We start from the raw sequence: 25,407 nt of genomic DNA, 5'->3' as shown, positions 1-25,407 counted from the left end.
TCGCCATGCGCGTGGCCCGAGGCCTCACCAGAGGAAGGTGCCGATCCGCTCCCGGAGCGAGGCCGCGTCCAGGCCGTAGGCGGCCAGGTGCTCCGGGATCGACCCGTACTGCCGGTGCTCCTCGCGCGGCACGCCCAGGGCGAGCACCCGGTGCGGGCGGTCGGCCAGCGCCGCGTGCGCCTCGTTCGCCGAGGTGCCCGCCAGGTAGGGCTCCACCAGGACCACGTCCGGCTTGTCGCCCAGCGCGGCGCGCAGTCCGGCGGCGTCGAAGGGGCGCACCGTCGCCGCGTACAGCACGGTGACGTCCAGGCCCTCGGTGGCCGCGAGCACCGCGTCCAGCATCGGGCCGACGGCCAGCACCACGCCGCGGCCGCCGGTGCGGACGGTGGTGAAGCGGCCGGGCTCGACGGCGACCGGCACGGCGTTCTGGTGCGCCGAGAGCCGCACGTACACGTTGCGGTCACCGTCCGCGTAGGCGTCGCGCAGCAGCCGCTCGGCCTCGTCCGGGTGCCCGGGGACGTGCACCGTCCAGTCCGGCAGGGTGTCCAACAGGGCGACGTCGCCCGGGGACATGTGGGTACGGCCGCCGGCCGGCCAGTCGTAGGAGCCGGCCGCGCTCACCAGCACCGCGCCGACGCCCTGGTGGACCAGGTCCAACTTGACCTGCTCCCAGGGTCGTTCGATCAGGAAGCTGGCGAAGGTGTGGGCGATCGGACGCATCCCGGTCAGCGCCAGCCCGCCGGCCGCGCCGATCAGCAGCTGCTCCCGGATGCCGACGTTGACCACCCGGTCGGGGTGGCGCCGTTGGGCCGGCCCGAAGGCGGCGGCGGTGATGTCGGCGAGCACCACGGCCAGTCGGGGGTCCTCGTCCAGCAGTCGGGTGGTGACGTCGACGAAGCGGTCGCGCATGGTGTCCATCGGTGAAGTGCCTTTCGCTGCGCTCTGGTTGGTGTGCTCAGGGGTTGTTCGGCGCGGTCAGGGGTGCTGCGGGTCGATCACCGGCGCTGCGGCTCGATCAGGGGTCCGGCGGGCGCGGTCAGGAGTCCTTCGGCTCGACCCGGGCGACCACCGCGTGCGGGCGACCCGGGTGCTCGGCGGTGTACGCCCGGTACAGCGCCTCGTGGTCGCGGCCGTCGACGGTCGCGGTGGACCACCCCTCGGCGGCGAAGCGCCGGGCGATGCCGCCCTGCCAGCCGTGGGTGGCCGAGGAGTTGTCGATCACCACCACGTGGAGCCGGTCCAGGCCGTACGCACCGGCGAAGGCCACCGCCTCGTGGTTGGAACCCTCGTCGAACTCGGCGTCGCCGACCAGCACCCACACCGCCGGGTCCGCCAGCCCCTGGGCCCGCAGCCCGAGCGCGGTGCCCACGCCCAGCGGCAGGCCGTGGCCGAGCGAGCCGGAGGAGATCTCCACCCCGCGCAGCAGGGCGCGGTCCGGGTGGTGGCCGAGCGGCGAGTCGTAGCCGCCGAAGCTCGGCAGCACGGCCGGATCGAGGAAGCCCTTGGCCGCGAGCACGGCGTAGTAGGCCATCGGGCCGTGGCCCTTGGAGAGCAGGAAGCGGTCACGGTCCTGGGCGTCGGCGGTGTCCGGGGAGACCCGCAGCACCCGGTCGTACAGCACCCACAGGGCGTCCAGGGTGGAGGTGGCGGCGGGGCCGTGCTTCTCGTCGCCGGTCATCAGGGCCATCAGGTTCGGCAGGTCCGCGAAACGGGCCCGGCCCACGGTTTCCGTACTGGTCGTCGTCGTCATGCGTCGATCGTGCAACTTAAAGCGAACTTGAGGTCAAGCGGCTACAGTGAGTGCCCATGACCGCGATACCCGGCAGCGTCCGCACCGCCGCCCCGCGCCCCGGCGACCTGCTCACCATCGGCCAGCTGGCCGCCCGCAGCGGGCTGGCCCACTCCGCGCTGCGCTACTACGAGAGCCTCGGCCTGATCCACGCCACCCGCACCGCCGGCGGCCAGCGCCGCTACCCGCGCGGCACGCTGCGCCGGGTCGCCTTCGTCCGGGCCGCCCAGCGGGTCGGCCTCTCCCTGGACGAGGCCAGGGTCGCCCTCGACCGGCTGCCCGAACGCCCCGCCCCCAGCGGCACCGAATGGGACGTCGTCGCCCAGTCCTGGCGGAGCCGGATCGACGAACAGATCGCCGAGCTCGAACGGCTCAAGGCCAAGCTCACCGGCTGCATCGGCTGCGGCTGCCTCTCGCTCACCCGCTGCGCCCTCTACAACGCGGACGACCGCGCCGCCGAGGCCGGCCCCGGCGCCCGCTATCTGGTCACCCGCGACCCGGACAGCGGACCGGAGCCCACCCCGCCGGACCTCCCGGGCGGCTGCGGCCCCCGGGGGCGCGCGGGGGGCTCGTAGCACTGAAAAGCCTTTGCCGCCGAGCCGTTGGTGTGCCTACGGTGCAGGCATGCTGCCCTTGGTGGAGACGGACGAGCAGGGGGACGCGGTCGTCCCCGAGGAAGCGGTGCTGCGCCCGGGCGCCGAGGCGCTGTGTGCGCGGCTGGGCGTCGGCGGGCAGGCGCTGGAGCGCTTCGCGGAGGGCTCCGTGCCGGTCTACGCGGTGGGCTCCGAGCACGTGCTCAAGCTGTTCCCGGCGCCCTCCGCCCGGGACGCACTGGCCGAGGAGCGCGTCCTGGCCTTCCTTGCGGGCCGGCTCCCCGTCCCCACCCCCGCGCTCCGGGCGGCCGGCGAGTACGTCAACGGCTGGCGCTACGTCCTGATGTCCCGCCTGCACGGCGAGGGCCTGGCCCCGGCCTGGCCGCGCGTCCCGCAGCCCGAGCGCGAGCGGATCGCCCGCGACTGCGGCGAGGCGCTCGCCGCCCTGCACGCCCTGGACACCTCGCGCACCGCGGCCGCCCCGGGCGCGGAGCCGCTCGCCGACGCCCTCCCGCCCGGCGACTGGCCGGCCTTCCTGGCCCGCCAGCGCGCGGGCGCCGTCGCCCGGCAGCGCGAACGCGGCCTGCCCGAGGCCTGGTTGGAGCAGATCCCGGACTTCCTGTCCGCCGCCCCGCTCCCGGCCGGCCCGCAACGCGCCCTGCTGCACACCGAGTTCATGCGCGAGCACCTGATCACCGACCCGGCCGACGGCTGGCGGCTCACCGGCCTGATCGACTTCGAGCCCGCCATGATCGGCGACCCGGCCTACGACCTGGTCGCCGTCGGCCTGTTCACCACCCGCGCCGACCCCCACCTGCTCGGACGGCTGCTCGCCGCCTACGGCCGCCCCTTCGAACCACGCCTGCTGATGGCGTACACGCTGCTCCACGTGTACAGCAACCTGCCGTGGTACCTGCGGGAGTTGAAGCCCTCGGCAGACACCCTGGACGACCTCGCCGAGGAGTGGTTCGGGACTGCCTAAGGCCGGGGGTCCGTGCGCAGCAGGCTGTAGTAGACCATGTCGCGCCACTCCCCGGCGCGGAAGACCATCGACCGGTGAACGCCCTCACGGGTGAAGCCCAGCTTCTCCAGGACGCGCTGCTCGGCGAGGTTGCCGGCCTCGGTGTCCGCCTCCAGCCGCACCGCCGTGCTGTGCGCGAACAGGTAGTCCACCAACAGGCGTTGGGCTCGGGTGCCGATGCCCCGGCCCCGCGCCTGCGGCAGCAGCTGCGCACCGATGCTCCAGTACGGGGTGGTCGGCCGCGCCGCCTTGCGGGTGGCGGCGACGAAGCCGAGGAACTCCCCCTCGGTGGCCACGGCGAACACCGACTGCTCCTCGCTCAGCAGCCCGTTCTCCGCCCAGCGGCGGCGGAAGCGCTCCGGGTCCGCCCAGCCGTACCACTGGAACTCGCCCAGCGCCTCGGGGTCGTTCAGCATCCCGCCCAGCGCGGTGAGGTCGGCTTCGGCGATCGGCCGGAGGAAGATCTTCTCTGCATCCATGCCCCCGGCAACGACGGAGGCCGTTCGGCCGTTCCTCAGCCGGAGGGGCGCGGGTCCGTGCGCAGCAGGCTGTAGAGCAGCACGATGCCCCGCCCCCGCCCCGGGCAGGAGCTGGGCGCGGTATTTACTGCACCGAAGGAACTTCCCGCCGGATCGACCGGGCGAGCCGGAAGCCGACGTCGTCGATCCGCAGGGTCGGGTGGCTGCGGCGGCGGACGGAGGCGCGGCAGCTCCAGTGCTCGTCGAACCAGCCGCCGCCGCGCAGGACGCGGTAACTGCCGTACACCTCGGGGTCGTAGAGGTCCCAGCACCACTCCCACACGTTGCCGAGCAGGTCGTACAGCCCGAGGGCGTTGGGCCGCAGCTCGCCGACCGGGTGCGGGCGTTCGCCGGAGTTGCCGCGGTGCCAGGCGATCTCGTCCAGCGGGCCGTAGCGCGGCCCGTCGGTGCCGGCGCGGCAGGCGTGCTCCCATTCGGCCTCGGTGGGCAGCCGGTGGCCGTCGGCGGCGCGGTCCCAGGCGACGTCCTCGCCGTCCACCCGGTAGGCGGGCGCGAGGCCCTCGCGCCGGGACAGCTCGTTGCAGTACCGGACGGCGTCGAGCCAGGAGACGCTGTGCGCGGGGCGGCGGTCGCCGGTGAGGCCCTCGTACTGCTCGCGGGTGACCGGACAGGGCGCCAGCTCGAAGGGGGCCACCTCGACGCTCCAACTCCGCTGGGTGCGGCGGTCGGAGAGCGTGACGCGGCCGGGCGGAACGGCGATCGGCGCGGCGCTGGGTCCGGTACGGGGTTCCATGATCGGCGATCCTACGGCCCGTCCCCCGGCCGCCCTACCGTCCGGCTCGGCCCCTCGACCCCTCGGCCCCTCGGCCCCTCGGCCCCTCGGCCCGTCGGTGGCCGCCCTATCGCCCGACTCCGCCCAGCAGGTCGACGGCGCCGCGCTCGGCCAGCTCCTCCGCATGGGCGGGCAGCGGGGTGCCCGCGTGCAGGTGGCCCCGGACGACGGCGAGCGGCAGGCCCACGACGGCGAGGGTGACCCGGTCGAGGTCCAGCGGCGTCACGGCGCCGAGCCGCTCGGCGAGCCCCTCCACCGCCTGCCGCACCCGCCGCCCGGCCTGCCGTTCGCGCCGCAGTTGCTCCTCCGGCCACTCGGCCCGGCCGAAGGCCTCCGCACCGTGCAGCAGGACGACGGCCCGCTCCCGGTTCGCCCGGCTCCAGGCGACGACCTCCCGGGCGGCTGCCCCGGCGACGAGCTGCGGCTCGGTCTGCTCGGCGAGGACCGGCAGGTAGGCGGCGTGGAACTCCCCCAGCGTGCGCAGCCACAACTCGGCCAGCAGGGCGGAGCGTTGGGGGAAGCGGTGGTAGACGGAACCGTTGGGTGCGCCGCTCTCGCGGGCCACGGCGGACATGGTGACGGCGGCCGGGCCGCCGGCGGCCGCGAGGCGCACGGCGGCGTCGAGGAGGGTGGCTTCGTCGTGGCGGGGTGGCCTGGGCATGCAATGGAGAGTACTCTCCAATTCAATTAGAGGGACCCATCCAAAACCAGGAGGATCCGCTGTGGCCGTGCTCAACATTCACGAACGCACCATCCCGGCACCGGAGTCGACGGTCGGCGCACTCCTCGACGGCCTCGCCGGCCCGGACGACCGGCTCTGGCCCGGCTCCGACTGGCCCCCGCTGCGACTCGACGGCCCGCTCGCGGTCGGCGCCGCCGGTGGACACGGGTCGGTCCGCTACCGGGTCGTCGGATACCAGCCGGGCCGGTGGGTGCGGTTCCGGTTCAGCGGGCCGCGCGGGTTCGACGGGTTCCACGAGTTCACCGTCCAGTCCGCGAACGGCGGTTCGCTGCTGCGTCACACCATCGCGATGCGACTGCACGGCCCCGGGCGGCTGAGCTGGCCACTGGCCTTCCGCTGGCTGCACGACGCCCTGCTGGAGGACTCCCTCGACCGGGCCGTCCGCGCCTGCGGCGCCGCCGTGGACTCCCCGGCGCGCTGGAGCGCCCCCGTACGGCTGCTGCGCCGGCTGGCCCACCGCTGACCACGCCACGCCCCTGGCGCCCGCACCTGACGCACCGCCAGGATGGTGCCCGACCGACGGGAACAGCGGACGAGAGGCGGCGACGGCGATGGCGGGTCTGACGGTCAGCACGGTGGTGGAGGCCCCGGCCGAGCGGGTCTGGGAACTGGTCGGGGACTTCCACGCCCTCGGCGAGTGGCACCCCCACCTGCCAGCGAGCCGGCTCGGCAACGAGCTGACGGGCAACGCGATCGGCGCGGTCCGGGTGTTCGAGTTCGACGGCGTGGTGCTGCGGGAGACCCTGGTCGCCTACGACGACGAGGCCCGCGCCTACACCTACAGCTTCCCCGACGGCACCTTCCACTTCGACACCTACCGCGCCACCCTGCGGGTCACCCCAGTGACCGAGCTGGGCGCCAGCTTCGTGGAGTGGAGCGTGACGTACGACATCGAGGCGGAGCACCGCAAGGAGTCCACCGAGCGCGTGCACGGCGTCTTCACCACCGGCCTGGCCGCCCTGCGGGAGCGCTTCGCGGGCTGAGGCGGCGGCGGGGGCGGCGGGGGCGGCGGGGGCGGCGGGGGCGGGGGCGGGCACTGCATGAGAAGTCGGCCTGGTCGACTTCTCATGCGCAGGCCGCCGGCCGGGCAGTCCCTCGCCCTACGCCGGCGGCGCGCCCTCGCCCGTCGCGGTCAGGCGGTGCCGGGCCGCGGCGAGGAGTTCGGCGGACAGGCCCGGATCGTCGCTCGCCCGAGCGAGCATCAGTGCGCCGACCATCGTCGACAGGTCGGCGAGTGCCGCCTCGCGCCCGGCCGGGTCGGGCAGCTGCTGGAAGCCGTCGACCAGGTCGCGCAGTCCGGCCGTGAAGGCGGTGCGCAGCGGGGCGCCGGGTTCGGCGCGGGCCGCGTCGGCGGCCAGGGCGGCGGCGGCGCAGCCCTGGCCGGGGTGGTCGCGGTGGAGGGTGGAGAGGTAGCGGGCGAGGAACTCGGCACGGGGGGTGCACGGCTCGCCCTCGCCCGCGGGGCCGTCCGCCTGGTGGTCCGTACGCCCGTCCGCCAGCTCGTCCACGAGGGCGTCCATGGCTTCGCGGCGTTCGGCGAAGGCGGCGGTGAGGGCCTGGGCGACGAGGTCGTCCTTGGACGAGAAGTGCCGGTAGAAGCCGCCGTGGGTGAGCCCGGCCGCGGCCATCGCCCGGGGGACGCTGACCTGCTCGGAGCCCTTCTCCCGGATCAGCCTGGCGGTGTGGTCGATGACCTCCTGACGGTGGCGTTCGGCCTCGGCGCGTGAGACGCGGGGCATGTCCGCGCTCCCTTCGTCGTCCTGTGGTGGTGTCCCAGCGGTCCCCCGATGGTGCTTCCCACTCTCCCACCCGGGCCTCCCTTGCCCATTTTAGATGATGCACATAATCTAAAACCGCGACGCCCCGACACCGGGGCACCGCCCTTCCGGAGAGCGAGGAACACGCACATGACCGTGATCGAAGGCTCCACCGCCCTGGTCACCGGAGGCCTCCGCGGCCTCGGCCGGGCGTTCGTCGGGGAACTGCTGGCACGGGGCGCGACGAAGGTCTACGCCACCGCCCGCACCCCCTCCCCCAGCGATGACGCCCGGGTCGAGGCCCTCCCCCTGGACGTCACCTCCGACGCCTCGGTCGCCGCCCTGGCCGAGCGGGTGCAGGACGTCGACATCGTCTTCAACAACGCCGGCGTCCTGCACCCGGGCGCCCTGCTGACCACCGACCTGCGGCACGTCCAGGACACCTTCGACACCAACGTCCTGGGCCCGCTGCGCATCGCCCGCGCCTTCGCGCCCGTCCTGGCCGCCCGCGGCGGCGGGGCACTCGTCGACATCCACTCCGCGCTGTCCTGGGGCGCGGGCGCGGGCGCGTACGGCGCCTCCAAGGCGGCCTTCTGGTCGCTCACCAACTCGCTGCGCCTGGAGCTCGCCGCCCAGCACACCCAGGTCGTCGGCGTGCACCTGGGCTTCGCCGACACCGAGATGGTGGCCGCCCTGCCCGTCGACAAGCTCCCGGCCGACGAGGTGGCCCGCATCGTGCTGGACGGCATCGAGCGCGGCGACCGCGAGGTGCTCGTCGACGACGTCTCCCGGTCGTTCAAGGCCGCGCTCTCCGGGCCGGTGGAGGGCCTGACCGTCCCCTTCCGCCGCTGAGTCCGAACCCCATCGCCCTCACGGAGGAGCACACCCATGCCCCTGTGGCACGTCTACCACCCTCGCGGCACCTACAGCCCCGAGCAGAAGCAGCGGATGGCCGCCGACATCACCGGCATCTACACCCGCTTCGGGCTGCCGAAGTTCTACGTGATGACGCTGTTCCACGAGATCGGCGCCGACGACTTCCACGTCGGCGACCGGCCCACCCAGGACGCGGTACGCATCGTGGTCGAGCACATCGCCCGCCACACCGAGGACCCCGACCTGCGCAAGCGCACCCGGGAGGCGCTCGCCGCCGTCCTCGCGCCCCACACCACCGACCGCGGCCTGTACTGCGAGTTCCACGTCGACGAGACTCCCCGCGACCTGTGGATGATGGACGGGATCTCCCCGCCGCCGTCCAACAGCGAGGCCGAACAGCTGTGGGTGCGGGAGAACCGCCCGATCCCGTACTGACCGCCCCTACGGAGTGCCGGGCGGCCGGGCGTGGCCGGCCTCGTGCAGGTTCGCCAGGGCCAGGTAGTCGTTGTTCAGCATCACCTGAGCCAGCCGGGCCGCCGCCGAGACGACGTCGGGCCAGCCGGGGGCATCCAGGAAGGCCTCGTCGGGAGCCCGGGCGCCGACTGCGTCCTGTACGGCGCTGCAGGCGGCGCCCAGCCGGGCCATCAGCTCGACCTCCTGCTCGGTACGCAGGCTCAGGCCGAGATGCCTCACCGGTTCGGCCGCGTCACAGAAGTCGTCGAAGAGCACGTGCACGACGTGGTCAAGATCCTCGAACTGCCCGCGGTCGAGCCACACTTCCCGCTGCCAGGTCGGGCTGGCCAGGGACACGACGGCGGGCACGACGTGGAGCCGGTAGTAGGGGAAGGCGATTCCATGATCGATCACGGGCCGACGGTATCCACACAGCACCCGACCGGGCAGTGATGAAAGAGTGCTGCTCCCAAGGCGGACGGCTCGGACAACCGCTAGAGGGCCAGCACGAACCAGCCGGCCACCGAGACCGCTGCGGCGACCCGGCCGAGGGCAACCGCCGCCCGCCCGTGCTCCGGCCCCCGTGCCCGCTGGAAGGCGGCGATCAGCGCGCTGATCGCCGCTACCGGCATGAACAGGAACGCCAGGAACCAGGGCCATCCGCCCAGGGAGAGCACGGCGAGGAGGCCGAGGATCAGCAGCGGCAGCCACACCCCGGCCACCGTGAACCCGGCTGCGGCGCAGGCGACGCGGAACCGGTCCTGGCGCCGGTAGAAGGACGGGACGGAGCAGACGGCGGCGGTCAGCAGTCCGACGGCGGCGAGGAAGAGCCACAGGCCGACCCCGTACGTCGGCGCGATGAGTATCAGCGGCACCAGGAACACCGCACTCGCCATCCCGGCCGACCACCGCGCACTCGCGGGCACCACGGCCATGCCTCCCCCATTCGTTTGAACGCGTTCAAACCTAGCATGCGGGGAGACGGGGAACGGTCAGGCGGATTCGGCGTCGCCGATCGCGGCGAGCAGCTGTCGGCGGACGGCAGCGGAGGCGCAGGGCAACCGACGGGCCAACTCGATGTCGAGTCGCCGACGTTCGGCCCGGAGGAGCCGGGCGACGGGGGCACGGGAGCAGTGCTGGAACCAGAGATCGCGGAGCACGTCGATCACGCGGCCACCTCGCCCCACACGATCTTGCCGATGGGCCGGCGCGGGCAGCAGCCCCAGCGCTTGGTGAGGGAGTCGACGAGCTGGAGGCCTCGCCCGGTCTCGCCGTCGAGACCGGGCGAGGAGAGGGAGGGGAGGCGGTCGCCCCGGGCGTCGTGGACCTCGATACGGAGGCGGGTGGGGTCGACGTCGAGGGCGAAGTAGATGAGGTGGCCGATCGGGGTGCCGTGCAGGACGGCGTTGGTGACGAACTCGGTGGTGACGACGAGCCCGGAGTCGAGGAAGCGGTCGCCACTCGGGGTGGAGGAGAGGAGAACGGCGAGCCGCTGGCGCGCGATCGCGGGCGAGCGGCGGCTGCGCGGGAGCCAGATGGTGGAGGAGGTTCGAGACATGGCGAAGTCACCTTCCAGGAAGAGGGGTTGAAGCCATGCGACGACCGGGCGGAGGCAAAGGAATGCCCGGCGGTAGCCCCGTCGTGATCACCCAGACGACCCGAAGGACTACTCCCTGTAGCATGCCCTGGCGAAGCAATTGCATGCAACTGCTCGCACCATGCAATTGCTCGATCATGAACCGAGATTGGACTCCGGGAGTGATGGCAAACTATGCAAGGAAGCGATCGGCCAGGGAGTGTGACGCATGAGCAGTCCGACCGTGCTGCGGCGTAGGCTCGGCGGCGAGCTCGGCAAGTTGCGCGCGTCGCGCGAGATGAACGCCAAGGACGTGGCCGCCGCGCTGGGTTGGTCCGCGTCGAAACTGAGCCGCATCGAGAGCGGGCTCGTGCCACTACAAGAGCGCGACGCCGCGAAGCTCTTGGCCCACTACGGCGTCACGTCGGCCGATGAGGTGAAGCACTTCCTCAGCCTGACGCGCCAGAGCCGCCAGCAAGGTTGGTGGCACGCGTACGGCGAGGCATTGCCGGATTGGTTCCGCGCCTACGTGGGCTTCGAGTCCGACGCCGCGAAGATCGAGACCTATCAGTGCGAGCTGGTTCCGGGGCTTCTACAGACCGAGGAATATGCGCGGCACGTGATCCGTGCGATGAACCCCACTGAATCCGCCGAAGAAGTGGATCGGCGGGTCGCCCTGCGGATGGATCGTCAGCAGATCCTCGATCGCCGCGAGCCACCTCAGCTGTGGGCAATCATCGGCGAGGCCGTCATACGGCGACCGGTCGGCGGCAGCCGGACCATGGCTGATCAGTTGAATCACCTTGCCACGATGGCGGATGAGCACCCACACATCACCATTCAGGTCCTGCCGTTCTCCGCCGGTGCACACGCGGCCATGGGCGCTTCTTTCTCCATCCTCTCGTTCAACGACATCCCCGGCAGCGTGGCGTACTCCGAGGCAACCACCAGCAGCATCTACTCGGAACGGCCTCACGAGATCGCCCGCCACGAGGATGCCTTCCACCGCCTTATGGCGTCGTCGGTCCAGCCCGAGAGGTCCATCGCATGGTTGAGGGAAGTCGCAGAGGAGTACTCCCCGTGAATCACGAATTCCAGAAGGCCAGTTGGCGCAAGAGCACCTACAGCAACGGTCAAGGTGACTGCATCGAGATCGCCGACGGACTCGATGACATAGTCCCGGTCCGGGACAGCAAGGACCCCCACGGCCCCGCGCTCAGCTTCACCCCAGAGGCCTGGCAGGCGTTCGTGGCTGGTCTCCGAGCAGGCGAGTTCCCGGCCACCAACTGACCCAGTACCGTGGGCTGCCCGGGCTGCGCGGGCAGCCCACACCAAGCCTCGGGAGGTCCTGCACGTGTCAGTCGGCCTTGAATGGCGAAAGAGCAGCTACAGCAACCCCTCCGGCGGGGACTGCGTCGAAGTCGCCTCGACACTCCCCGTCGCCTGGCGCAAGTCGAGTGCCAGCAACCCGAACGACAACTGCGTCGAGTTCGGCCAACTGGTCAGCTCTGTCGCCGTCCGCGACAGCAAGGACCCCCACGGCCCCGCGCTCGCCTTCTCCCCCTCAGCCTGGCAGTCCTTCATCGCCGGCATCCGCTCGGACGACTTCCCCGCCACCCCCTGAAACAGCGCGGGCGGCCCCGCGCAGTATGCGCGGGGCCGCCCTATCCAGACCAATTTGCCCGAGTACCTGACAGCACCTTCCCGTCACGGCCACCATTGGAGTGCCCAGGCTGTGCGGCACCGCGCAACACTCAGGTCTTGGAGGCCACCATGTCGCTGCGATTCATCGCCAAAGACCCCAACAGCCCGGACGGTGACTCCCCGACCGTGTGGGTCGACGAGGAGACCTCTGACGTCGTCATCCAGGGATTCAAGCTCAGCAAGGACACCCTGGCCGAGTGTCTGACGACAGGTAGCATTCCCGACCACGAGCTGGCCGTGCGGTTCCCCGCCCGGATGGTGTCGGCGCTGAGGGAGGCATGTGATGTCGCAGAGCGTTCCGAAACTCGATGAGCTGCTGAGGGACACCCGGCGCTCGGCGGTTCATCTGGAGATGCGCGACGGATACATGCAGGACGACCCGGCTCTCCACGCGTGGCGAGCCGGCCACCGGCTGGACCCGGACGACCGGGCCTCCTGGTGGAGGCCGTGGCTGGACGTAATCGCCGAGGCCGTCGCCCGCGGTGTGGAGATCCGCCGTGCCCGTATCGTCTCCGAGCCGGTGAGCGAGTACATCAGGTACGAGTACGACGTGACGTTCCCGAACGTCCGTGCTGGTGAGCTGGTTCGCTGGCTTCCGAGACGCAGGGCATCCTCCATCGCGCTGCCGGGCAACGACTTCTGGCTGTTCGACAACCGGATTGTCCGCTGGGGCCACTTCTCCGGTGACGGGGACTCACTGGGCGGCGAAGTCACCGAGGACCAGGCTGCCGTCAAGCTCTGTTCCGATGCTTTCGAAGCGGTATGGGATCGAGCCGTCCCGCACGAGAAGTACACCGTCTGACCTGGCGAGGACGATTCCGGCACCCTGTGATCCGTTATGTCCTACTCACCGTCGTCCAGCGTCGTAGCAGCTCGAAAGGTATTCGCGGCCCGGCTTCAAGAGATCCGCAAGAATGCCGGCCTGACCAGTGCTGAGTTGTCCGAGCGCTGTGGCTGGCACAAGTCCAAGGCGTCGCGCCTCCAGGCCGGACTGGCCGCTCCTTCCGAGACCGACATCCGGTCCTGGTGCACAGCGTGCGACGCCGAGGGCGAAGCCGAGGATCTCGTCGCGTCCGCCCGCGCCGTTGACACCATGTACATGGACTGGCGGCGGATGGAACGCTCCGGTCTTCGCCAGGCACAGGAGTCGGTCCTCGGCCTCTACCAGCGCACCCGCGCCTTCCGCGTCTACGCAAGCCGGGTTGTCCCCGGCATGGTTCAGACCCGCGAGTACACCACTGCGGTGCTACGCGCCGTCCAACGGTCCCGAGTGACGGCCGATGACGTCGCAGCCGCGGTAGAGGCCCGCATGGAACGCCAGCGGATGCTGTTCTCGGGCAATCAGACCTTCGCCTTACTCATCGAGGAATCGGTGCTCCACAGCAGCGTCTGTGATGCGGAGACGATGCGGGCCCAACTCCGACACCTCATCGCGGTGAGCGCTCTGGCGCGCATGAGCATCGGCGTTCTCCCGCTCCAGCAGGGACGGCTCCGGTCGCCGGCCGAGGACTTCTACATGTTCGACAGCCTCCAGACATCGGTCGAACTCATATCCGGCCATCTGCGTCTCACGCAACCGCACGAGATCGCGATGTACGACCAGGTGTTCACCGAGTTGTCCCAGATGGCCGTGTACGGCGCGAAGGCCCGCGCGCTGATCACCACCGTCCTCGAATCCATAGGGTGATCGAGTCGCAACTACTCGCAACTTCTTTGTGAGGGCCTCTCGTTGGTCCGTAGCGTCGTTGGTGCTCCTCCACTCGGAGCACCCCCGACCGCAAGGAGACCTCGGTGTCCCGTGCCATCCAGTCCCCCACGCCCCCCACCACCGAACTGGCCGAGTTGGGCAAGTTCTTCGCCATCGCCGGCCGGCTCCTCGACTCCGGGCAGGCCGCACCGCAGATGTTCTCCAGCACGATCGACGCGGTGTGGCACCGGCTCCTGGAAAACCCGGAGGACCACGCGGCGTTCACCGCCCACCACGCCGGGCGCGCTCTGCGGCACCTCCCGGTCAAGGGCCGGGGCGTCATCCCCTGGGTCACCGCGTACGAGGAGGCGTACGGGCCCCTGCCGCAGGTCTGGTTCACCAACACCGCGGGCACGGTCGACGTCGAGGCCCTGGCCCGCTACCGCGAAACCGGGCAGGTCTGGGCTGAGTGGGACTGCTCCCCCGCACCTGGTGACGACGACGCGGTCCCGGAGAAGACCGCGTCGTGACCACGATGCGGGTCGGCGGAGCGCCCCGGCACACTGTCGGGGCGCTCCGCCTCATCGAAGGCCGCTCCGAGAACCCTGCCAGCGTCGAGGTGTCCGAGTACCTCTCGAGCATGGCCGAGCGCTGCCCGTTCCTGGCTCCGTCCGTAGGTCGACAGCAGACCGGGTGGACGGTGTACGAGATCTCCAGTACCGACCGGGACGCCGTGGAGGCCGAGTTGTTCCACGCCGGGGTCCAGGCGGCCGAGTGGATCAGGCCGTTGAAGTGCCGCCCGCACGGAATCCTGACTTGCGAGAACGTCGTGATCCTCGGCTCGGTGCCGGGTACCGATCATCAGGAACTGCTGCGCCGCCCGTACTGGGCGCTGCGCAACCTGTACGCGCCGGTGGGCGTGCTGTTCGGCAAGTTCCCCGCGGGCCGTCGGGAGACCGACAGCTTCGGCCGGAACATCCCGCCAGCCCCGTTCTCGTTTCTTCCGGTGCGGGCAGCCGTCCGGTCGCGTGACCCGCGGTTCCTCGCCAACACCCCCGGCGCGGCACAAGCCCTTGCGGCCGCCGACGATGACGGCCGAGACGTGTTCGAACACATCCCCTGCGATTGGAAGGCGGTACAGGCATGGTCGACTTCGTTGCCTGCCCCGACGAAGCGGTGAAGGCCGCCGAGGCGATCTGCGGCCCGATCGTCCTCACGGAGATCACCGACCGACGCGGATCCGCCGTCTGGAAGGCGACCGGCCCCATGGGTTCTGTGGCGATCAAGGCCGGGTGCGGCGAGGGCGCGGAGATCACGGCGCGGGAAGGCTCGGTCCTTGACCAGCTCTCCGGTTACTCCGTCATCATCGGCCGGTACAACAGGGGCGTCTGGTACGTCACTCCCTGGCTCATCGGCCCCTCCAGTTGGGATCTGTTCAAGCCGGTCCGAAACGGCGGCAACGGGCACGCGGAGGCCCTCGCCGGAGCCGTCGATCTCTGCCAGGCTGTCGCCGACCTGCACGCCGCCGGATGGGTACACGCCGACCTCCAGCCCGCTCATGGAGTCCACACCGAGCACGGCGTGCGACTCCTCGATCTGGCCTGGGCCTGGTCGCCGGCCTTCCCCCCGTCGCCGATCTTCCAAGGCGGCATCACTCACCTGATCGCCCCGGAACTCGCCGCCGCCGTCGAGTCCGGCGTCCGGCCGGTGCGGGCGACCGTTGAATCCGACGCCTACGCCCTCGCAGGCACACTATGGACGTGCGTCACCGGCCAATGGCCCCTTGATTACGACGCCGTTGGGATCGGCCCGGGCGTCGGCCCCGGGACACGCAGAGCGGCCATCGCCACCGGAAGAATTCCGCTCCGCCCCGACGAACCCTGGCCGACGCTTCAGGCCGTGCTTCGGCCGGTCCTTCGCGAACCCGCCCGGAGCCGACCGACAGCCACCGAACTCGCGACAGCGCTCGAGGAGTTGTGAGGCTTCGGGAACTCGCGGCCGATGACGCCCACGCGGTACGCCGGATCTACAGCGGCTCGTCGGTGCGCCACCTCGGGCGTACCGCCATGGAACAGGCCGAGGCAATCCGGTACGTGGAACAGGCCCGATCATGGGCCCAAGAACGCCCGCGGGTTCACTACGTCCTCGGCATCGAAGTGGACGGCGACCTCGTCGGCGTGGTCAAGCTCAACACCACCGCAGCCCGGGCCGAACTGAGCTACATCCTGCGCGAAGACACCTGGTACCGCGGGTACGCCACTGCGGCAGTCACCACTGTGCTCGCTCTCGCGTTCGACACACTGCACCTGGATTCTGTCGTCGCCAAGCACCGCACGGCCAACCCGTCCTCCGGCCGGGTGCTGGCCAAAGCCGGATTCGCTCGCATCGACGAAGCCGAAGGATTCGTCTACTACACGGTGTGCCGGGAGCAATCGACGGCCGCCACCACCGCCTGACACAGCGCGGGCGGCCCCGCGCACGCTGCGCGGGGCCGCCATCGCAGGGGCTTGCGGCTCAGCTGGGCTGGCCGGTGGGCATCACCGTGACCTGCTGGAGGTTGACCCGGGGCGGCAGGGTGGCGATGAAGCCGACGGTCTCCGCGACGTCCTCCGGGGTGAGCCACTCCATGGCGGCCTTCGCGCCCTCCAGCCAGTCCAGCGCGCCCTGGTCGGTGACGTGGCTCTGCAGCTCCGTCCCGACGATGCCGGGCTCGACCGCCGACACCCGGACCTTCTTCGCCCCCAGCTCGGCCCGCAGCGTCCGGGACAGGTGGCTGACGTACGCCTTCGTGCCGGAGTACACCGCGAAGGTCGGGAAGATGTTCTGCGCCGCGATGGACGACGTATTGATCAGGTCGGCCACGCCGCGCTCGGCGGCCGCCTTCACCAGCTGCGGGGTGAACACGCCGATCGCGTTCATCAGGCCGGTGATGTTGAGGTCGATCTGCTGCTTCCACTGCGCGGTCGCCAGCTCCTCGATCGGGGCGGGCAGCATGACCCCGGCGTTGTTCAGCAGCAGGTCGGCACCGCCGAACTCGGCCGCCACCCGCGCCGCGGCGGCCTGCATCGCCTCGACGTCCGTCACGTCGGCGGCGATCGCCACCGCGCTGCCGCCGTTCTTCTCGATCCGCTCGACCAGTTCGGCCAGCCGCTCCGCCCGCCGCGCCAGGACGACGACCCGGGCGCCCAGCGCCGCCAGCTTCTCGGCCGAGGCCGCACCGATGCCGCTCGAAGCCCCGGTGACGACGGCGACGCGGCCGGCGAGCGGAAGGGAGGTGGTGTTCGTGGACATGGCTCTTACGCTCCAGGGGTGTGGGATCGGCCGCCGTTCCCGGTCGGCCACAGATCCAGTACAGCCCCCGCGCCGGCCCCTCGGGACGCCATAGCTGGCCCTGTCCAGGCAGGTACTGCCAGGGCCACCCAGGACCGTCCGCCACCGCGCCCCCGCACCGACAATGGAGTCATGGACCGCACCAAGGAGATCGCCGGCTTCCTCCGCTCCCGCCGCGCCCGGGTCACCCCCGAGACCGCCGGGCTGCCCGCCGACGGGCGGGTCCGCCGGGTGCCCGGGCTGCGCCGGGACGAGGTGGCCAGGCTGGCCGGGGTGAGCACCGAGTACTACACCCGCCTGGAGCAGGGGCGGGCCCTCAACCCGTCCCCCGAGGTCGTCGACGCGATCACCCGCGCCCTGCGTCTGGACGACACCGAGCGGGAGCACCTCACCGACCTCCTCCACTCCGACCCCCGGCCCGCCACCCGCCGCGCCCCGGCCACGGCCCAACGGGTGCGCCCGGGGCTGTACTTGATGCTGGAGACGCTCGACCGTGTCCCGGCCTTCATCCTCGGCCGACGCACCGACGTCCTGGCCTCCAACCGGCTCGCCCGGGAGGTCCTCACCGACTTCGACGCCCTGCCCGCCAACCGCCGCAACCTGGCCCGCTACTACCTGCTGGACCCCAAGGCCCGGGAGACGGTGGGTGATTGGGAGCGGCTCGCCGCCGAAACGGTGGCCATGCTCCGGTTCGAGGCGGGTCGCTATCCCCAGGACCGCCGGCTGGCCGATCTGGTCGGCGAACTCACGCTCCAGGTACCGGAGTTCACCGGCTGGTGGAACGACCACCGGGTGCTGCGCCGCACCCACGGCGCCAAGCACTACCACCATCCCCTGGTCGGGGAGCTGCACTTCTCCTACGAGTCATTCCAGGTGCCGGGCGACGCGGAGCAGACGCTGTGCGTCTACAACGTCGAGCCGAACTCCCCCACCGCGCAGTCCCTCCGGGTCCTGGCCAGCTGGACGGCGCCCACGGTTTCGGCACCCTAGGCGTAGGCCGTCTCGCGGCACCCAACTACCCTTCCCTCCATGCCCCGTACCGAGATCGAGATCACCGAGGAGCTGGTCCGGCAGCTCCTGCGCGACCAGCACCCCGACCTGGCCGAGCTCCCGCTGCGGCTCGGTGCGCTCGGCTGGACCAACCAGATGTGGCGGCTCGGCGAGGACCTCGCCGTCCGGGTGCCCTGGGAGACGGAGTCGGCAGGGGCCCTGCTGCGCAAGGAACACGCCTGGCTGCCCGCTCTCCCCCAGCCCCTCCCCCTGCCGATCCCGGCACCCCGGCGCCTCGGCGAGCCCTCCGAGCGCTTCCCCCACCCCTGGTTGATCACCACCTGGGTCCCGGGCACGCCCGCCGACCGCGCCCCCGTCACCCGCGCCGCCGCTGCGGCCGGAACCCTGGCCGCCTTCCTGAGCGCCCTGCACCGGCCCGCCCCCGCCTCCGCCCCCACCGGCGCCCGGGGCGAGCCACTGGCCGCCCAGGCCGAGCACGTCATCGCGGGGCTGGCCTCGGCCGCCGCCGTGGGGCTGATCCCCGACCCGGACGCCGTCCGCGCCGTCTGGGAGGACGCCGTCACCGCGCCCGACTGGACCGGCCCGGCCCTGTGGATCCACGGCGACCTCCACCCGGCCAACGTCCTCACCGCCGACGGCACCCTCTGCGGCGTCGTCGACTTCGGCGAACTCTGCGCGGGCGACCCGGCGAGCGACCTCGCCGCCGCCTGGTCCCTCCTCCCGGACGGCGGCGCCGAGCTCTTCCACCGGGCCTACCGACCGGCCCCGGACCGGGCCACCCTGCGCCGCGCCCGCGGCTGGGCCGTCATGCGCGCCCTCGGCGGCGTCCACATCGGCGAGGCCGGCCGCCACGGCCGCCCGGGCGGCAAGGCCACCTGGGGCCCGCCCGCCCACGCCGCCCTCGCCCGCCTCGCCGCCTACGCCCGCACCCGGCTGTAACCCGACGCCCTCACCCGCCGCCCGCACCGACACGCAGCCTCCGAGGACCCGGCCGTGCTGGACCTGGTCTCCGGCGCCTTCGAGACCGTCTGGCAGCGCGGCACCCCGCACGCCGACTACACCCTCTGACCGCGAACCCACTCCCAGCCCATCGTCAGCGAACCACCAGCGAACGGTCAGCCTCTCAGCCCCTTCTCATCCACCGCCCCTAGCCTCCGCGCATGAACGTCTCGCTGCTCGACGGCTGGTTCCCCTGGACCGTCCAGGCCGCCGCCCTCGCCCTGTTCCTGACCGCGGTGGGCCTGCGGGACCGGGCGTGGCAGCGCAAGTGGGGGCCGATCGCGCTGGGTACGGCGCTGGCGGTCACCGCGCTGCTCGCCGTCGCCGTCCTCACCCTGTCCGGGATCACCGACCCGATCCCGTTCGGGGTGTGGCTGTGGAGCGGGGTGGCGATCGCGGCGCTCGCCGTCCTGGGCTTCGGCTGGCGCGGCGCGCGGTGGTGGCGGCGGGCGCTGGTGGCGCCGACCGTCCTGCTGGCACTGTTCTGCGCCGCGAACAGCGTGAACATCGCCACCGGCTACTACCCGACGGTCGACGACGCGATCGGCGAACTCAGCGGGCAGCCGCTACCGGACCAGATCACCCTGGCCGAGGTCTCCTCGATCCACGGGAAGACGACGACCGGCCGCATCGTCCAGGTCGACATCCCGGACACCGCGAGCGGCTTCACCCACCGCCAGGAGCTGGTCTACCTGCCGCCCGCCTGGTTCCGCAGCAAGACCCGGCCGAAGCTGCCGGTGCTGGAGATGATCGGCGGCGAGTTCGCGGCGCCCGACAACTGGATCCGTTCGGGCAACGCGGTGCGGACCGCCGACGAGTTCGCCGCGAAGCACAACGGCTTCGCCCCGATCCTGGTCTTCGTCGACGCCACCGGCGGCTTCCGGGTGGACACCGAGTGCGTGGACGGCCCGCACGGCAACTCCGAGAGCCACCTGCTCAAGGACGTCCCCCCGTACGTCCAGAAGACCTTCAACGCCGCCACCGACCCCCACAAGTGGGGGGTGGCCGGCTGGTCGATGGGCGGCACCTGCGCCGTCGACCTGGTCGTCGAGCACCCGAACGTCTTCACCCACTTCGGCGACTTCTCCGGCGACAAGGGCCCGTACATCGGCGACAAGGACCACACCATCCAGGAGCTGTACGGCGGCGACGCGGCGGCCTGGGCCGCCCACGACCCGCTGACGGTGCTCGCCCACCACCCCAAGTACCAGGGCGTCTCCGGCTACTTCGGGCAGGGCGACGAGGAGCACGCCCAGATCGAGTCCGCCAAGGCCCTGGAGGCGGCCGCCAGGAAGGACGGCATCCGCACCACCGCCGCCGTCGGCTCCGGCAAGCACAGCTGGCAGACCGGCTCCGCCACCTTCGCCCAGGCCCTCCCCTGGCTCGCCGCCCAACTCGGCGTCCCGGGCACCCGCCCACAGCCGTAGCGGGCCTACCGGACACCCCGCCGCCGCACCGGGCCGAACACCCCGCGCGACCTGCCCCGACCCGGACCGTGGGTGGGATCACATCCGCCCGGCGGCCGGGAGGAAGCCTTGGCATCGGCAGCCCGTTCGGGGCGGGCCGACACCGCCTCGAACGGCCCCGGCCCACCCGCCGGCTCCCGGCCCCGGGGCCCTGAATCCGTTGCCCGCCAAGGGATCCGGCCCCCACGGACCGGCCGAACGGCACTCCCCCGCCGGACAGACGTTCCGCCGCGGCTGCACACATGTTCGCCACCAGTCCGCTGCAACCGCCTCATTCGCCCGCGCGCCGGGCGGAATCCCGCTTTGCGACCGGCGCCGCCGTGTCATAGGTTTCGTCCGCCGTCGACGCAGCACCCGCTCTGACCGTTCCTCAGACCTGCGGTGAGCTGCGGAGCCAGGGGGCCTGACGGCAGCAGCAACGGGGGAGGAACAGCCATGCCGAGTGCCCGCGCTCACGGGTCGGCCGGGCGGCGGAGTCGGGCGGCCGACGCGCCGCCGGCCCCGGCCCCGCTCCACGACACCGGACACCCGAGGGATCGTCACGTGCGCAGCAGCACCCGCCTGGTCACCGTCACCGCCGCCGCCCTGCTCTGTGCGGGCGCCCTGAGCGCCTGCGGACCGGACAACGGCGGCCAGGACGGCGGCCGCAGCGCCGCCCCGGCGGCGCCGACCACCGCGGCGCCCGCCACCGGCACGGCCCAGCCCGGCGGCACCGCCAAGCCCACCACCGGCGCCGACCAGGGCAAGGGCGTCCCGGCCAAGGCCTGGGCGGACACCAAGAGCATCCCGATGGACGAGACCTACCACTTCGCCCCGCTGGCGGCCAACGCCAAGCCGGTCACCGGGCCGATCGGCTTCAAGGGCATGGAGCTGTGCCACGCCGCGCCGCCCAAGGGCGACGAGTACATGTACACCGACGGCGCTGCGCGGGCCAAGGCCGCCGTCGGCTTCGGCGGGGACCGCTGGACGGCCCAGCAGACCGTGGACTTCTGGGGCGACCCGACCCACAGCAGCGGCAACGCCCAGACCGCCAACGCGATCAAGCGCGGGCTGGTCGAGGCCGTGACGAACTGCGCCCGGACGGCGCCCGGCGCCACGGTCAAGGTGACCAGCGCGGCCGACGCGCCCTACTTCGCCGCCACCGTCACGGCCCCGCAGCCCGACGGCTCCACCGCCACCCTGCACGAGTACGTGGTGCTGGGCGGCGGGGCGGTCACCGAGCTGTCCGTCTGGGCGACCGCCAAGGGCGGCGCCCAGCCCAAGGACGCCTGGAAGGCGCCCGAGGACAAGTACGTCGCCACCGGCATGACGGCCCCGCTCTGCGAGGCCTTCCCCGGCTGCAGCTGACGTACCGACAGACCGCCGCCAGGCCCGTCCGGCACAGGGGACCGGACGGACCTGGCGGCTTCCTTCAACCCCGCGGGGTCACAGCCCCAGGCGGCTGAGCGCGGTGGTCCAGTCACTGGCGATCGCGCTGCGGGCGGCGTCGAGGGTCACCTTGTGGCCGCACACCGCGTTCTTCAATCTGGTCTCGACCGAGTCCTTGCTCTGCGCGGGCTCGGTGCCGTAGCGCGGCTCGGGCCACAGGTTGCGCGGGTCGCGCGGGTCGCCGCCGAGCTCCAGCGGGACGAAGTGGTCCTCCTCGTAGTCCGAGAGGTTGGTGTCCGAGTAGCCGTACTGGGCGATCTGCTGGGTCTTCAACGCGTTGGTGTAGCTGGTCGGCGGGCGCACGGTGGCGGTCCAGCCGGAGACGCAGATGGTCTGGCCGATGGTGGCCTGGGTGACCGCCGGGTTGTACGCGCCGGGGGTGCAGGACGGGTCGGGCAGCGGCAGGTACGCCTGCGAACAACTGGCGGCCGTGGCACCGGACTTGCCCGGCTTGTGGGCGGCCGTGGCGGCCTGCGCGGTGCCGGTGGCGAGCCCGGCGGCGGCGAGGGCGATCACCGCGGCGATGACGGTGGGACGCTGACGGAGCATCATGGGGGAAGCTCTCCCGGTCCGGCCCGGCCGTTCGCCGGGCGACTGTGCCCATGACAGCACCGCCCGCGCGACGACCGTCAGGTGCGGGACGTGAACGAGTGGTGTCCACCCCCTCCACATCCGCCCGGCCCCGGGCAGTCGGACCCGTCCGCCCGCCCCCGAGCGGGGGCTCCGGCCCTCAGCCCCCGGGCCCCGGCGGAACGGCGCCCGGCTCCCCCACCAGCACCGCCCCCAGCGCCGTCGGCAGGTGCAGCGCGTTGCGCCCGCTCCGCCGGGTGGCCACCAGCCCCGCGCCGCGCAGCGCGCCGAGGTGCTGGGAGACGGCACTCGGGGTGACGCCGAGCCGCTCGGCGAGCTGCGGGGTGCTCGACGGCTCGCCGAGCACGGCGAGCAGCTCCGCGCGGGTGCGCCCCAGCACGGCGGCCAGCCCGGCGGAGGACGGCCGGGGCTCCTCCCACAACAGGCCGACGCCGGCCGCCGGGTAGCGGATCGAGGCGGCGGCGCGCGGGGAGTGGTCGACGATCACGTCCGGCCAGCCGAAGACCGACGGCAGCAGCGCCAGGCCGTGCCCGCCCGCCTCGACCGTCCACACCGACCCGGTACGGCGACGGCCGTGCACCAGCAACTCGCCCTCCCGCCAGACGACATCGCCGTGCAGCTCGGCGAACAGCCCCTCCACCCCGCGGTCCACCAGGGTCACCGCCCGGCGGCCCAGGTCCGCCTCCAGCAGGGCCCGCATCCGCCCCCAGTGCGGGGCGACCAGCTCGCCGTGGAAGCGCTCCAACGCATCGGCGACCCGGCTCAACAGCTCTTCGGCGCCCGGCAGTTCACGCGCCCGGGCAGCGCCCAGCGCGGCGGCGCACTCGGCCGCCGTGTACGCCGGGTCGGTCGCCCGCAGCCCGGCCAGTTCGGCCTCGAAGGAGGGCAGCCGCGACTCCGGCACCGGGAACAGGAAGGACGGCAGGCACCCCGTCAACAGGGCCCGCAGCAGCGGCAGTTCCGGCTCCCGGGCGAGCACCGGACGGGCCCCGCGCACCCACCCCCGGTGCACGTCGTGCCCGCCGACCCCGAGCGTCAGCCGCAGCCCGAGCACCGTCTCGGCCAGCGGGGAGACCGCGAACCGCACCCGGGCGACCTCCGCCGCCGACAGCCGGATCTCCACCGCCACGCGGCCACCGCCCCTCGATCGTTCAGTCCTCGACCGTTCAGCCCTCGATCATTCAGTCCTGGCTGAACGATAGCCGTGCGGGCACCGGCCCTCCAGGCTGTCCGCCATGGAGTTCCTCACCTCGTACGACGGCACCGACCTGGCCTTCCGCACCCTGGGCGACGGCCCGCCGCTGCTCTGCCTCCCCGGCGGCCCCGGCCGCGCCGCCGAGTACCTCGGCGACCTCGGCGGCCTGAGCGCCCACCGCACCCTGATCCTGCCCGACACCCGGGGCACCGGCGCCTCCGGGACGCCCGCCGACCCGACGAGCTTCCGGGTCGACCGCCTGGTCGCCGACGTCGAGGCACTGCGTCGCCACCTCGGCCTGGACCGGATCGACCTGCTCGGTCACTCCGCCGGCGGCGCCCTCGCCATGCTCTACGCGGCCGCCCACCCCGACCGCCTGACCAGCCTCACCCTGCTCACCCCCTCCTTCGCCGCCGTCGGCCTGCCCTCCGACACCGGCGCGCGGGAGGTGATCGCCGCCCGGGCGGGCGAGCCCTGGCACGCCGAGGCCGTCGCCGCGTACGACGGCATGCGGTCCGCCACCACCTTCGCCGAGGCCGCCCGGCACCGCTTCGCCTTCGAGCCGCTGATGTACGGCCGCTGGGACGCCGCGGCCCGCGCCCACGCCGCCGCCGACCCGGCCCAGCGCTCCCTGCCGGTCAGCGAGCACTACTACGCCGGCTACACCCCCGACACCGAGGGGCTGCGCCGCCGACTGGCCGCGCTCAGCTGCCCGGTGCTGCTGCTCGCCGGGGAGGTGGACCTGTGGCCCACCGCGGCCTCGGCCGCCGCGGCGGCCTCGCTCTTCCCGGACGTCACCCTCACCGTCCAGCCGGGCGCGGGCCACTACCCGTGGCTGGACGACCCGGCGGCGCTCACCGGCGCGGTCGCGGACTTCCTCGCCCGCAGCGACGCACGGACCGCGGCCTGACCGCGCGCCTGACCGCGCACCCGACCTCAGCCCGACCGCGCGCCCGACCTCAGCCTCACCCCGCGCCTGACCTCACCCCGCCAGCAGCCGCGCCAGCAGTGCCGCCGGCCCCTCCGGCAGGCTGCCGTGGAGGAGTTCGGTGCGGTGCACCAGCCGGGGCGCGGCGACCAGGGCGTACGCGACCTCGGGCGTCCGGGCGAGGACGGACGCGGGCAGCAGGGTCAGTCCGTGCCCGGCGGCGACCAGCGCGAGCAGCCCGTACAGGTCGGTGCCGCGGTAGCGGGTGGCGGACCGGAAGCCGTCGGTACCGGCGGCGGCGCGCAGCCGGGCCGCGGTGGGCGTGAGGTCGGGGGCGTCCAGCCAGCGGGCGGCGGACAGGTCGGCGAGGGCGAGGCCGGGGCGGTCGGCCAGCGGGTGTCCGAGGGGCAGGGCGACGGCGAGCGGCTGTTCCTCGACGGCGACGGTGGTCAGCGGGCCGACCTCGGGCAGCGGCAGCGGGTCGCTGGGCGCGGCCAGGCCGTCGATCAGCGCGAGGTCGACCTCGCCGGTCGCGACCTGGGCGGGCAGCACGCCCTGGGCGAGCACCTGGACGACGGGTTCCACCTGCGGGAACACCCGGCGCACTTCACCGAGCGCACGCCCCAGGGCCGCTCCGACCGCCAGTGGGGTGGCGCCGAGCACCAGCCGGGCACTCGGGGCATCGGCCAGGCGCGCGACATCGGCGCGCGCCGCCTCCAGCCGGACCAGCAGCGGGGCGGCGTGCTCCAGCAGTCGCCGGCCGGCCGCGGTCGGGGCGACCGGGCGGCGGCCCAGCAGGGCGGTGCCGAGGTCGGCCTCCAGCGCGGCGATCTGCTGGGACACCGCGGACTGGGTGTAGCCGAGGTCCCGGGCCGCCTCGGAGAAGGAGGCGAGCCGGGCGACGGTGACGAAGGTGCGGAGCTGCTGCGGATCCACTGCGGTCATCAACC

35 protein-coding genes are annotated in these 25,407 nt (G+C 72.8%); 21 read left to right on the top strand and 14 right to left on the bottom strand.

Annotated features, from left to right (window positions below; genetic code table 11):
* Window positions 1-24: 24 nt before the first annotated feature.
* Window positions 25-918 (bottom strand): transketolase C-terminal domain-containing protein, encoded by an 894-nt coding sequence (locus AB0F71_RS17890; RefSeq protein ID WP_360234686.1) that lies wholly within the window; start codon window positions 916-918, stop codon window positions 25-27.
* A gap of 118 nt (window positions 919-1,036) precedes the next feature.
* Window positions 1,037-1,750, bottom strand: a complete 714-nt coding sequence (locus AB0F71_RS17885) for a transketolase (RefSeq protein WP_360234683.1) — start codon at window positions 1,748-1,750, stop codon at window positions 1,037-1,039.
* A 56-nt stretch (window positions 1,751-1,806) separates the two neighbouring features.
* Here AB0F71_RS17885 and soxR point away from each other — a divergent pair, with 56 nt between their 5' ends.
* Window positions 1,807-2,364, top strand: a complete 558-nt coding sequence (gene soxR / locus AB0F71_RS17880) for a redox-sensitive transcriptional activator SoxR (protein ID WP_360234680.1) — start codon at window positions 1,807-1,809, stop codon at window positions 2,362-2,364.
* Window positions 2,365-2,413: 49 nt separating this feature from the next.
* Window positions 2,414-3,364, top strand: coding sequence for an aminoglycoside phosphotransferase family protein (locus AB0F71_RS17875; RefSeq protein ID WP_360234677.1), 951 nt, complete (start codon window positions 2,414-2,416; stop codon window positions 3,362-3,364).
* On the opposite strand, the gene AB0F71_RS17870 is transcribed toward AB0F71_RS17875, so the two are convergent.
* From AB0F71_RS17870 to AB0F71_RS17860, 3 genes are all read right to left on the bottom strand, one after another.
* Window positions 3,361-3,882: a GNAT family protein gene (locus AB0F71_RS17870; protein WP_360234674.1), complete on the bottom strand. Its 522-nt coding sequence runs from the start codon at window positions 3,880-3,882 to the stop codon at window positions 3,361-3,363. The genes AB0F71_RS17875 and AB0F71_RS17870 overlap by 4 nt on opposite strands.
* 124 nt (window positions 3,883-4,006) lie before the next feature.
* Window positions 4,007-4,675, bottom strand: a complete 669-nt coding sequence (locus tag AB0F71_RS17865; protein ID WP_360234671.1) for an SUMF1/EgtB/PvdO family nonheme iron enzyme — start codon at window positions 4,673-4,675, stop codon at window positions 4,007-4,009.
* Between the two features lie 106 nt (window positions 4,676-4,781).
* Window positions 4,782-5,375 carry a helix-turn-helix domain-containing protein gene (locus AB0F71_RS17860; RefSeq protein WP_360234668.1) on the bottom strand — a complete coding sequence of 198 codons (594 nt, stop codon included), beginning with the start codon at window positions 5,373-5,375 and terminating at the stop codon, window positions 4,782-4,784.
* A 61-nt stretch (window positions 5,376-5,436) separates the two neighbouring features.
* Here AB0F71_RS17860 and AB0F71_RS17855 point away from each other — a divergent pair, with 61 nt between their 5' ends.
* On the top strand, window positions 5,437-5,919 hold the full coding sequence (locus tag AB0F71_RS17855; RefSeq protein WP_360234665.1) for an SRPBCC family protein: 483 nt from the start codon (window positions 5,437-5,439) through the stop codon (window positions 5,917-5,919).
* 88 nt (window positions 5,920-6,007) lie between these two features.
* Complete coding sequence (locus AB0F71_RS17850) at window positions 6,008-6,439, top strand: SRPBCC family protein (RefSeq protein ID WP_360234662.1); 432 nt, start codon at window positions 6,008-6,010, stop codon at window positions 6,437-6,439.
* A gap of 117 nt (window positions 6,440-6,556) precedes the next feature.
* On the opposite strand, the gene AB0F71_RS17845 is transcribed toward AB0F71_RS17850, so the two are convergent.
* A complete protein-coding gene (locus AB0F71_RS17845) occupies window positions 6,557-7,195 on the bottom strand; it encodes a TetR/AcrR family transcriptional regulator (protein WP_360234659.1) in 639 nt (212 codons plus the stop codon).
* Window positions 7,196-7,363: 168 nt separating this feature from the next.
* Between AB0F71_RS17845 and AB0F71_RS17840 the strand changes: the two genes are divergently transcribed.
* Together AB0F71_RS17840 and AB0F71_RS17835 are read left to right on the top strand one after the other, a co-directional pair.
* Window positions 7,364-8,065 carry an SDR family oxidoreductase gene (locus AB0F71_RS17840; protein ID WP_360234656.1) on the top strand — a complete coding sequence of 234 codons (702 nt, stop codon included), beginning with the start codon at window positions 7,364-7,366 and terminating at the stop codon, window positions 8,063-8,065.
* Window positions 8,066-8,101: 36 nt separating this feature from the next.
* Entirely contained in the window at window positions 8,102-8,524 is a 423-nt protein-coding gene (locus tag AB0F71_RS17835; protein ID WP_360234653.1) for a tautomerase family protein, read from the top strand.
* A 6-nt stretch (window positions 8,525-8,530) separates the two neighbouring features.
* Here the strand turns inward: AB0F71_RS17835 and AB0F71_RS17830 are convergent, their stop codons facing one another.
* From AB0F71_RS17830 to AB0F71_RS17815, 4 genes are all read right to left on the bottom strand, one after another.
* Window positions 8,531-8,956, bottom strand: coding sequence for a hypothetical protein (locus tag AB0F71_RS17830; RefSeq protein ID WP_360234650.1), 426 nt, complete (start codon window positions 8,954-8,956; stop codon window positions 8,531-8,533).
* Window positions 8,957-9,036: 80 nt separating this feature from the next.
* Window positions 9,037-9,477 (bottom strand): hypothetical protein, encoded by a 441-nt coding sequence (locus AB0F71_RS17825; RefSeq protein ID WP_360234647.1) that lies wholly within the window; start codon window positions 9,475-9,477, stop codon window positions 9,037-9,039.
* A gap of 57 nt (window positions 9,478-9,534) precedes the next feature.
* On the bottom strand, window positions 9,535-9,711 hold the full coding sequence (locus tag AB0F71_RS17820) for a hypothetical protein (protein WP_360234644.1): 177 nt from the start codon (window positions 9,709-9,711) through the stop codon (window positions 9,535-9,537).
* A complete protein-coding gene (locus AB0F71_RS17815; RefSeq protein ID WP_360234641.1) occupies window positions 9,708-10,100 on the bottom strand; it encodes an ATP-binding protein in 393 nt (130 codons plus the stop codon). The genes AB0F71_RS17820 and AB0F71_RS17815 overlap by 4 nt, the downstream gene beginning before the upstream one ends.
* 247 nt (window positions 10,101-10,347) lie before the next feature.
* Here AB0F71_RS17815 and AB0F71_RS17810 point away from each other — a divergent pair, with 247 nt between their 5' ends.
* The 10 genes from AB0F71_RS17810 (at window position 10,348) to AB0F71_RS17765 (ending at window position 15,965) form a co-directional block, all read left to right on the top strand.
* On the top strand, window positions 10,348-11,202 hold the full coding sequence (locus tag AB0F71_RS17810; protein WP_360234638.1) for a helix-turn-helix transcriptional regulator: 855 nt from the start codon (window positions 10,348-10,350) through the stop codon (window positions 11,200-11,202).
* A complete protein-coding gene (locus AB0F71_RS17805) occupies window positions 11,199-11,408 on the top strand; it encodes a DUF397 domain-containing protein (protein ID WP_360234635.1) in 210 nt (69 codons plus the stop codon). Before AB0F71_RS17810 ends, AB0F71_RS17805 begins: the two co-directional genes overlap by 4 nt.
* 64 nt (window positions 11,409-11,472) lie before the next feature.
* Window positions 11,473-11,742, top strand: coding sequence for a DUF397 domain-containing protein (locus tag AB0F71_RS17800; RefSeq protein ID WP_360234632.1), 270 nt, complete (start codon window positions 11,473-11,475; stop codon window positions 11,740-11,742).
* Between the two features lie 137 nt (window positions 11,743-11,879).
* On the top strand, window positions 11,880-12,134 hold the full coding sequence (locus tag AB0F71_RS17795; protein WP_360234629.1) for a hypothetical protein: 255 nt from the start codon (window positions 11,880-11,882) through the stop codon (window positions 12,132-12,134).
* The gene (locus AB0F71_RS17790) at window positions 12,106-12,624 is read left to right on the top strand and encodes a DUF6879 family protein (protein ID WP_360234626.1); all 519 of its coding nucleotides are present in this window, start codon (window positions 12,106-12,108) and stop codon (window positions 12,622-12,624) included. Before AB0F71_RS17795 ends, AB0F71_RS17790 begins: the two co-directional genes overlap by 29 nt.
* Before the next feature lie 36 nt (window positions 12,625-12,660).
* A complete protein-coding gene (locus AB0F71_RS17785) occupies window positions 12,661-13,509 on the top strand; it encodes a helix-turn-helix transcriptional regulator (RefSeq protein WP_360234623.1) in 849 nt (282 codons plus the stop codon).
* A 104-nt stretch (window positions 13,510-13,613) separates the two neighbouring features.
* Entirely contained in the window at window positions 13,614-14,039 is a 426-nt protein-coding gene (locus tag AB0F71_RS17780; protein WP_360234621.1) for a hypothetical protein, read from the top strand.
* Window positions 14,040-14,044: 5 nt separating this feature from the next.
* The gene (locus tag AB0F71_RS17775; protein WP_360234900.1) at window positions 14,045-14,689 is read left to right on the top strand and encodes a hypothetical protein; all 645 of its coding nucleotides are present in this window, start codon (window positions 14,045-14,047) and stop codon (window positions 14,687-14,689) included.
* A complete protein-coding gene (locus AB0F71_RS17770) occupies window positions 14,653-15,489 on the top strand; it encodes a hypothetical protein (RefSeq protein ID WP_360234618.1) in 837 nt (278 codons plus the stop codon). Before AB0F71_RS17775 ends, AB0F71_RS17770 begins: the two co-directional genes overlap by 37 nt.
* On the top strand, window positions 15,486-15,965 hold the full coding sequence (locus AB0F71_RS17765) for a GNAT family N-acetyltransferase (protein ID WP_360234615.1): 480 nt from the start codon (window positions 15,486-15,488) through the stop codon (window positions 15,963-15,965). The genes AB0F71_RS17770 and AB0F71_RS17765 overlap by 4 nt, the downstream gene beginning before the upstream one ends.
* 58 nt (window positions 15,966-16,023) lie before the next feature.
* Here AB0F71_RS17765 and AB0F71_RS17760 read toward each other — a convergent pair whose 3' ends face one another.
* Entirely contained in the window at window positions 16,024-16,800 is a 777-nt protein-coding gene (locus tag AB0F71_RS17760) for an SDR family oxidoreductase (RefSeq protein WP_360234612.1), read from the bottom strand.
* 171 nt (window positions 16,801-16,971) lie between these two features.
* Here AB0F71_RS17760 and AB0F71_RS17755 point away from each other — a divergent pair, with 171 nt between their 5' ends.
* The 4 genes from AB0F71_RS17755 (at window position 16,972) to AB0F71_RS17740 (ending at window position 21,662) form a co-directional block, all read left to right on the top strand.
* Entirely contained in the window at window positions 16,972-17,829 is an 858-nt protein-coding gene (locus AB0F71_RS17755; RefSeq protein ID WP_360234609.1) for a helix-turn-helix transcriptional regulator, read from the top strand.
* A 39-nt stretch (window positions 17,830-17,868) separates the two neighbouring features.
* A complete protein-coding gene (locus AB0F71_RS17750) occupies window positions 17,869-18,789 on the top strand; it encodes an aminoglycoside phosphotransferase family protein (protein ID WP_360234606.1) in 921 nt (306 codons plus the stop codon).
* Between the two features lie 221 nt (window positions 18,790-19,010).
* Entirely contained in the window at window positions 19,011-20,276 is a 1,266-nt protein-coding gene (locus AB0F71_RS17745) for an alpha/beta hydrolase-fold protein (RefSeq protein ID WP_360234603.1), read from the top strand.
* 582 nt (window positions 20,277-20,858) lie between these two features.
* Entirely contained in the window at window positions 20,859-21,662 is an 804-nt protein-coding gene (locus AB0F71_RS17740; protein ID WP_360234600.1) for a hypothetical protein, read from the top strand.
* A 78-nt stretch (window positions 21,663-21,740) separates the two neighbouring features.
* Here AB0F71_RS17740 and AB0F71_RS17735 read toward each other — a convergent pair whose 3' ends face one another.
* The gene (locus AB0F71_RS17735; protein ID WP_360234597.1) at window positions 21,741-22,295 is read right to left on the bottom strand and encodes a hypothetical protein; all 555 of its coding nucleotides are present in this window, start codon (window positions 22,293-22,295) and stop codon (window positions 21,741-21,743) included.
* A gap of 178 nt (window positions 22,296-22,473) precedes the next feature.
* Window positions 22,474-23,463, bottom strand: coding sequence for a DUF5937 family protein (locus tag AB0F71_RS17730; RefSeq protein WP_360234595.1), 990 nt, complete (start codon window positions 23,461-23,463; stop codon window positions 22,474-22,476).
* Between the two features lie 106 nt (window positions 23,464-23,569).
* Here AB0F71_RS17730 and AB0F71_RS17725 point away from each other — a divergent pair, with 106 nt between their 5' ends.
* The gene (locus AB0F71_RS17725; protein WP_360234592.1) at window positions 23,570-24,439 is read left to right on the top strand and encodes an alpha/beta hydrolase; all 870 of its coding nucleotides are present in this window, start codon (window positions 23,570-23,572) and stop codon (window positions 24,437-24,439) included.
* Window positions 24,440-24,511: 72 nt separating this feature from the next.
* Here AB0F71_RS17725 and AB0F71_RS17720 read toward each other — a convergent pair whose 3' ends face one another.
* A complete protein-coding gene (locus AB0F71_RS17720) occupies window positions 24,512-25,393 on the bottom strand; it encodes a LysR family transcriptional regulator (RefSeq protein WP_360234897.1) in 882 nt (293 codons plus the stop codon).
* Window positions 25,394-25,407 lie beyond the last annotated feature (14 nt).

The organism is Kitasatospora sp. NPDC028055 (genome assembly GCF_040637885.1).
GTDB lineage: Bacteria > Actinomycetota > Actinomycetes > Streptomycetales > Streptomycetaceae > Kitasatospora.
This window is presented reverse-complemented; position numbering and strand designations above follow the sequence as displayed.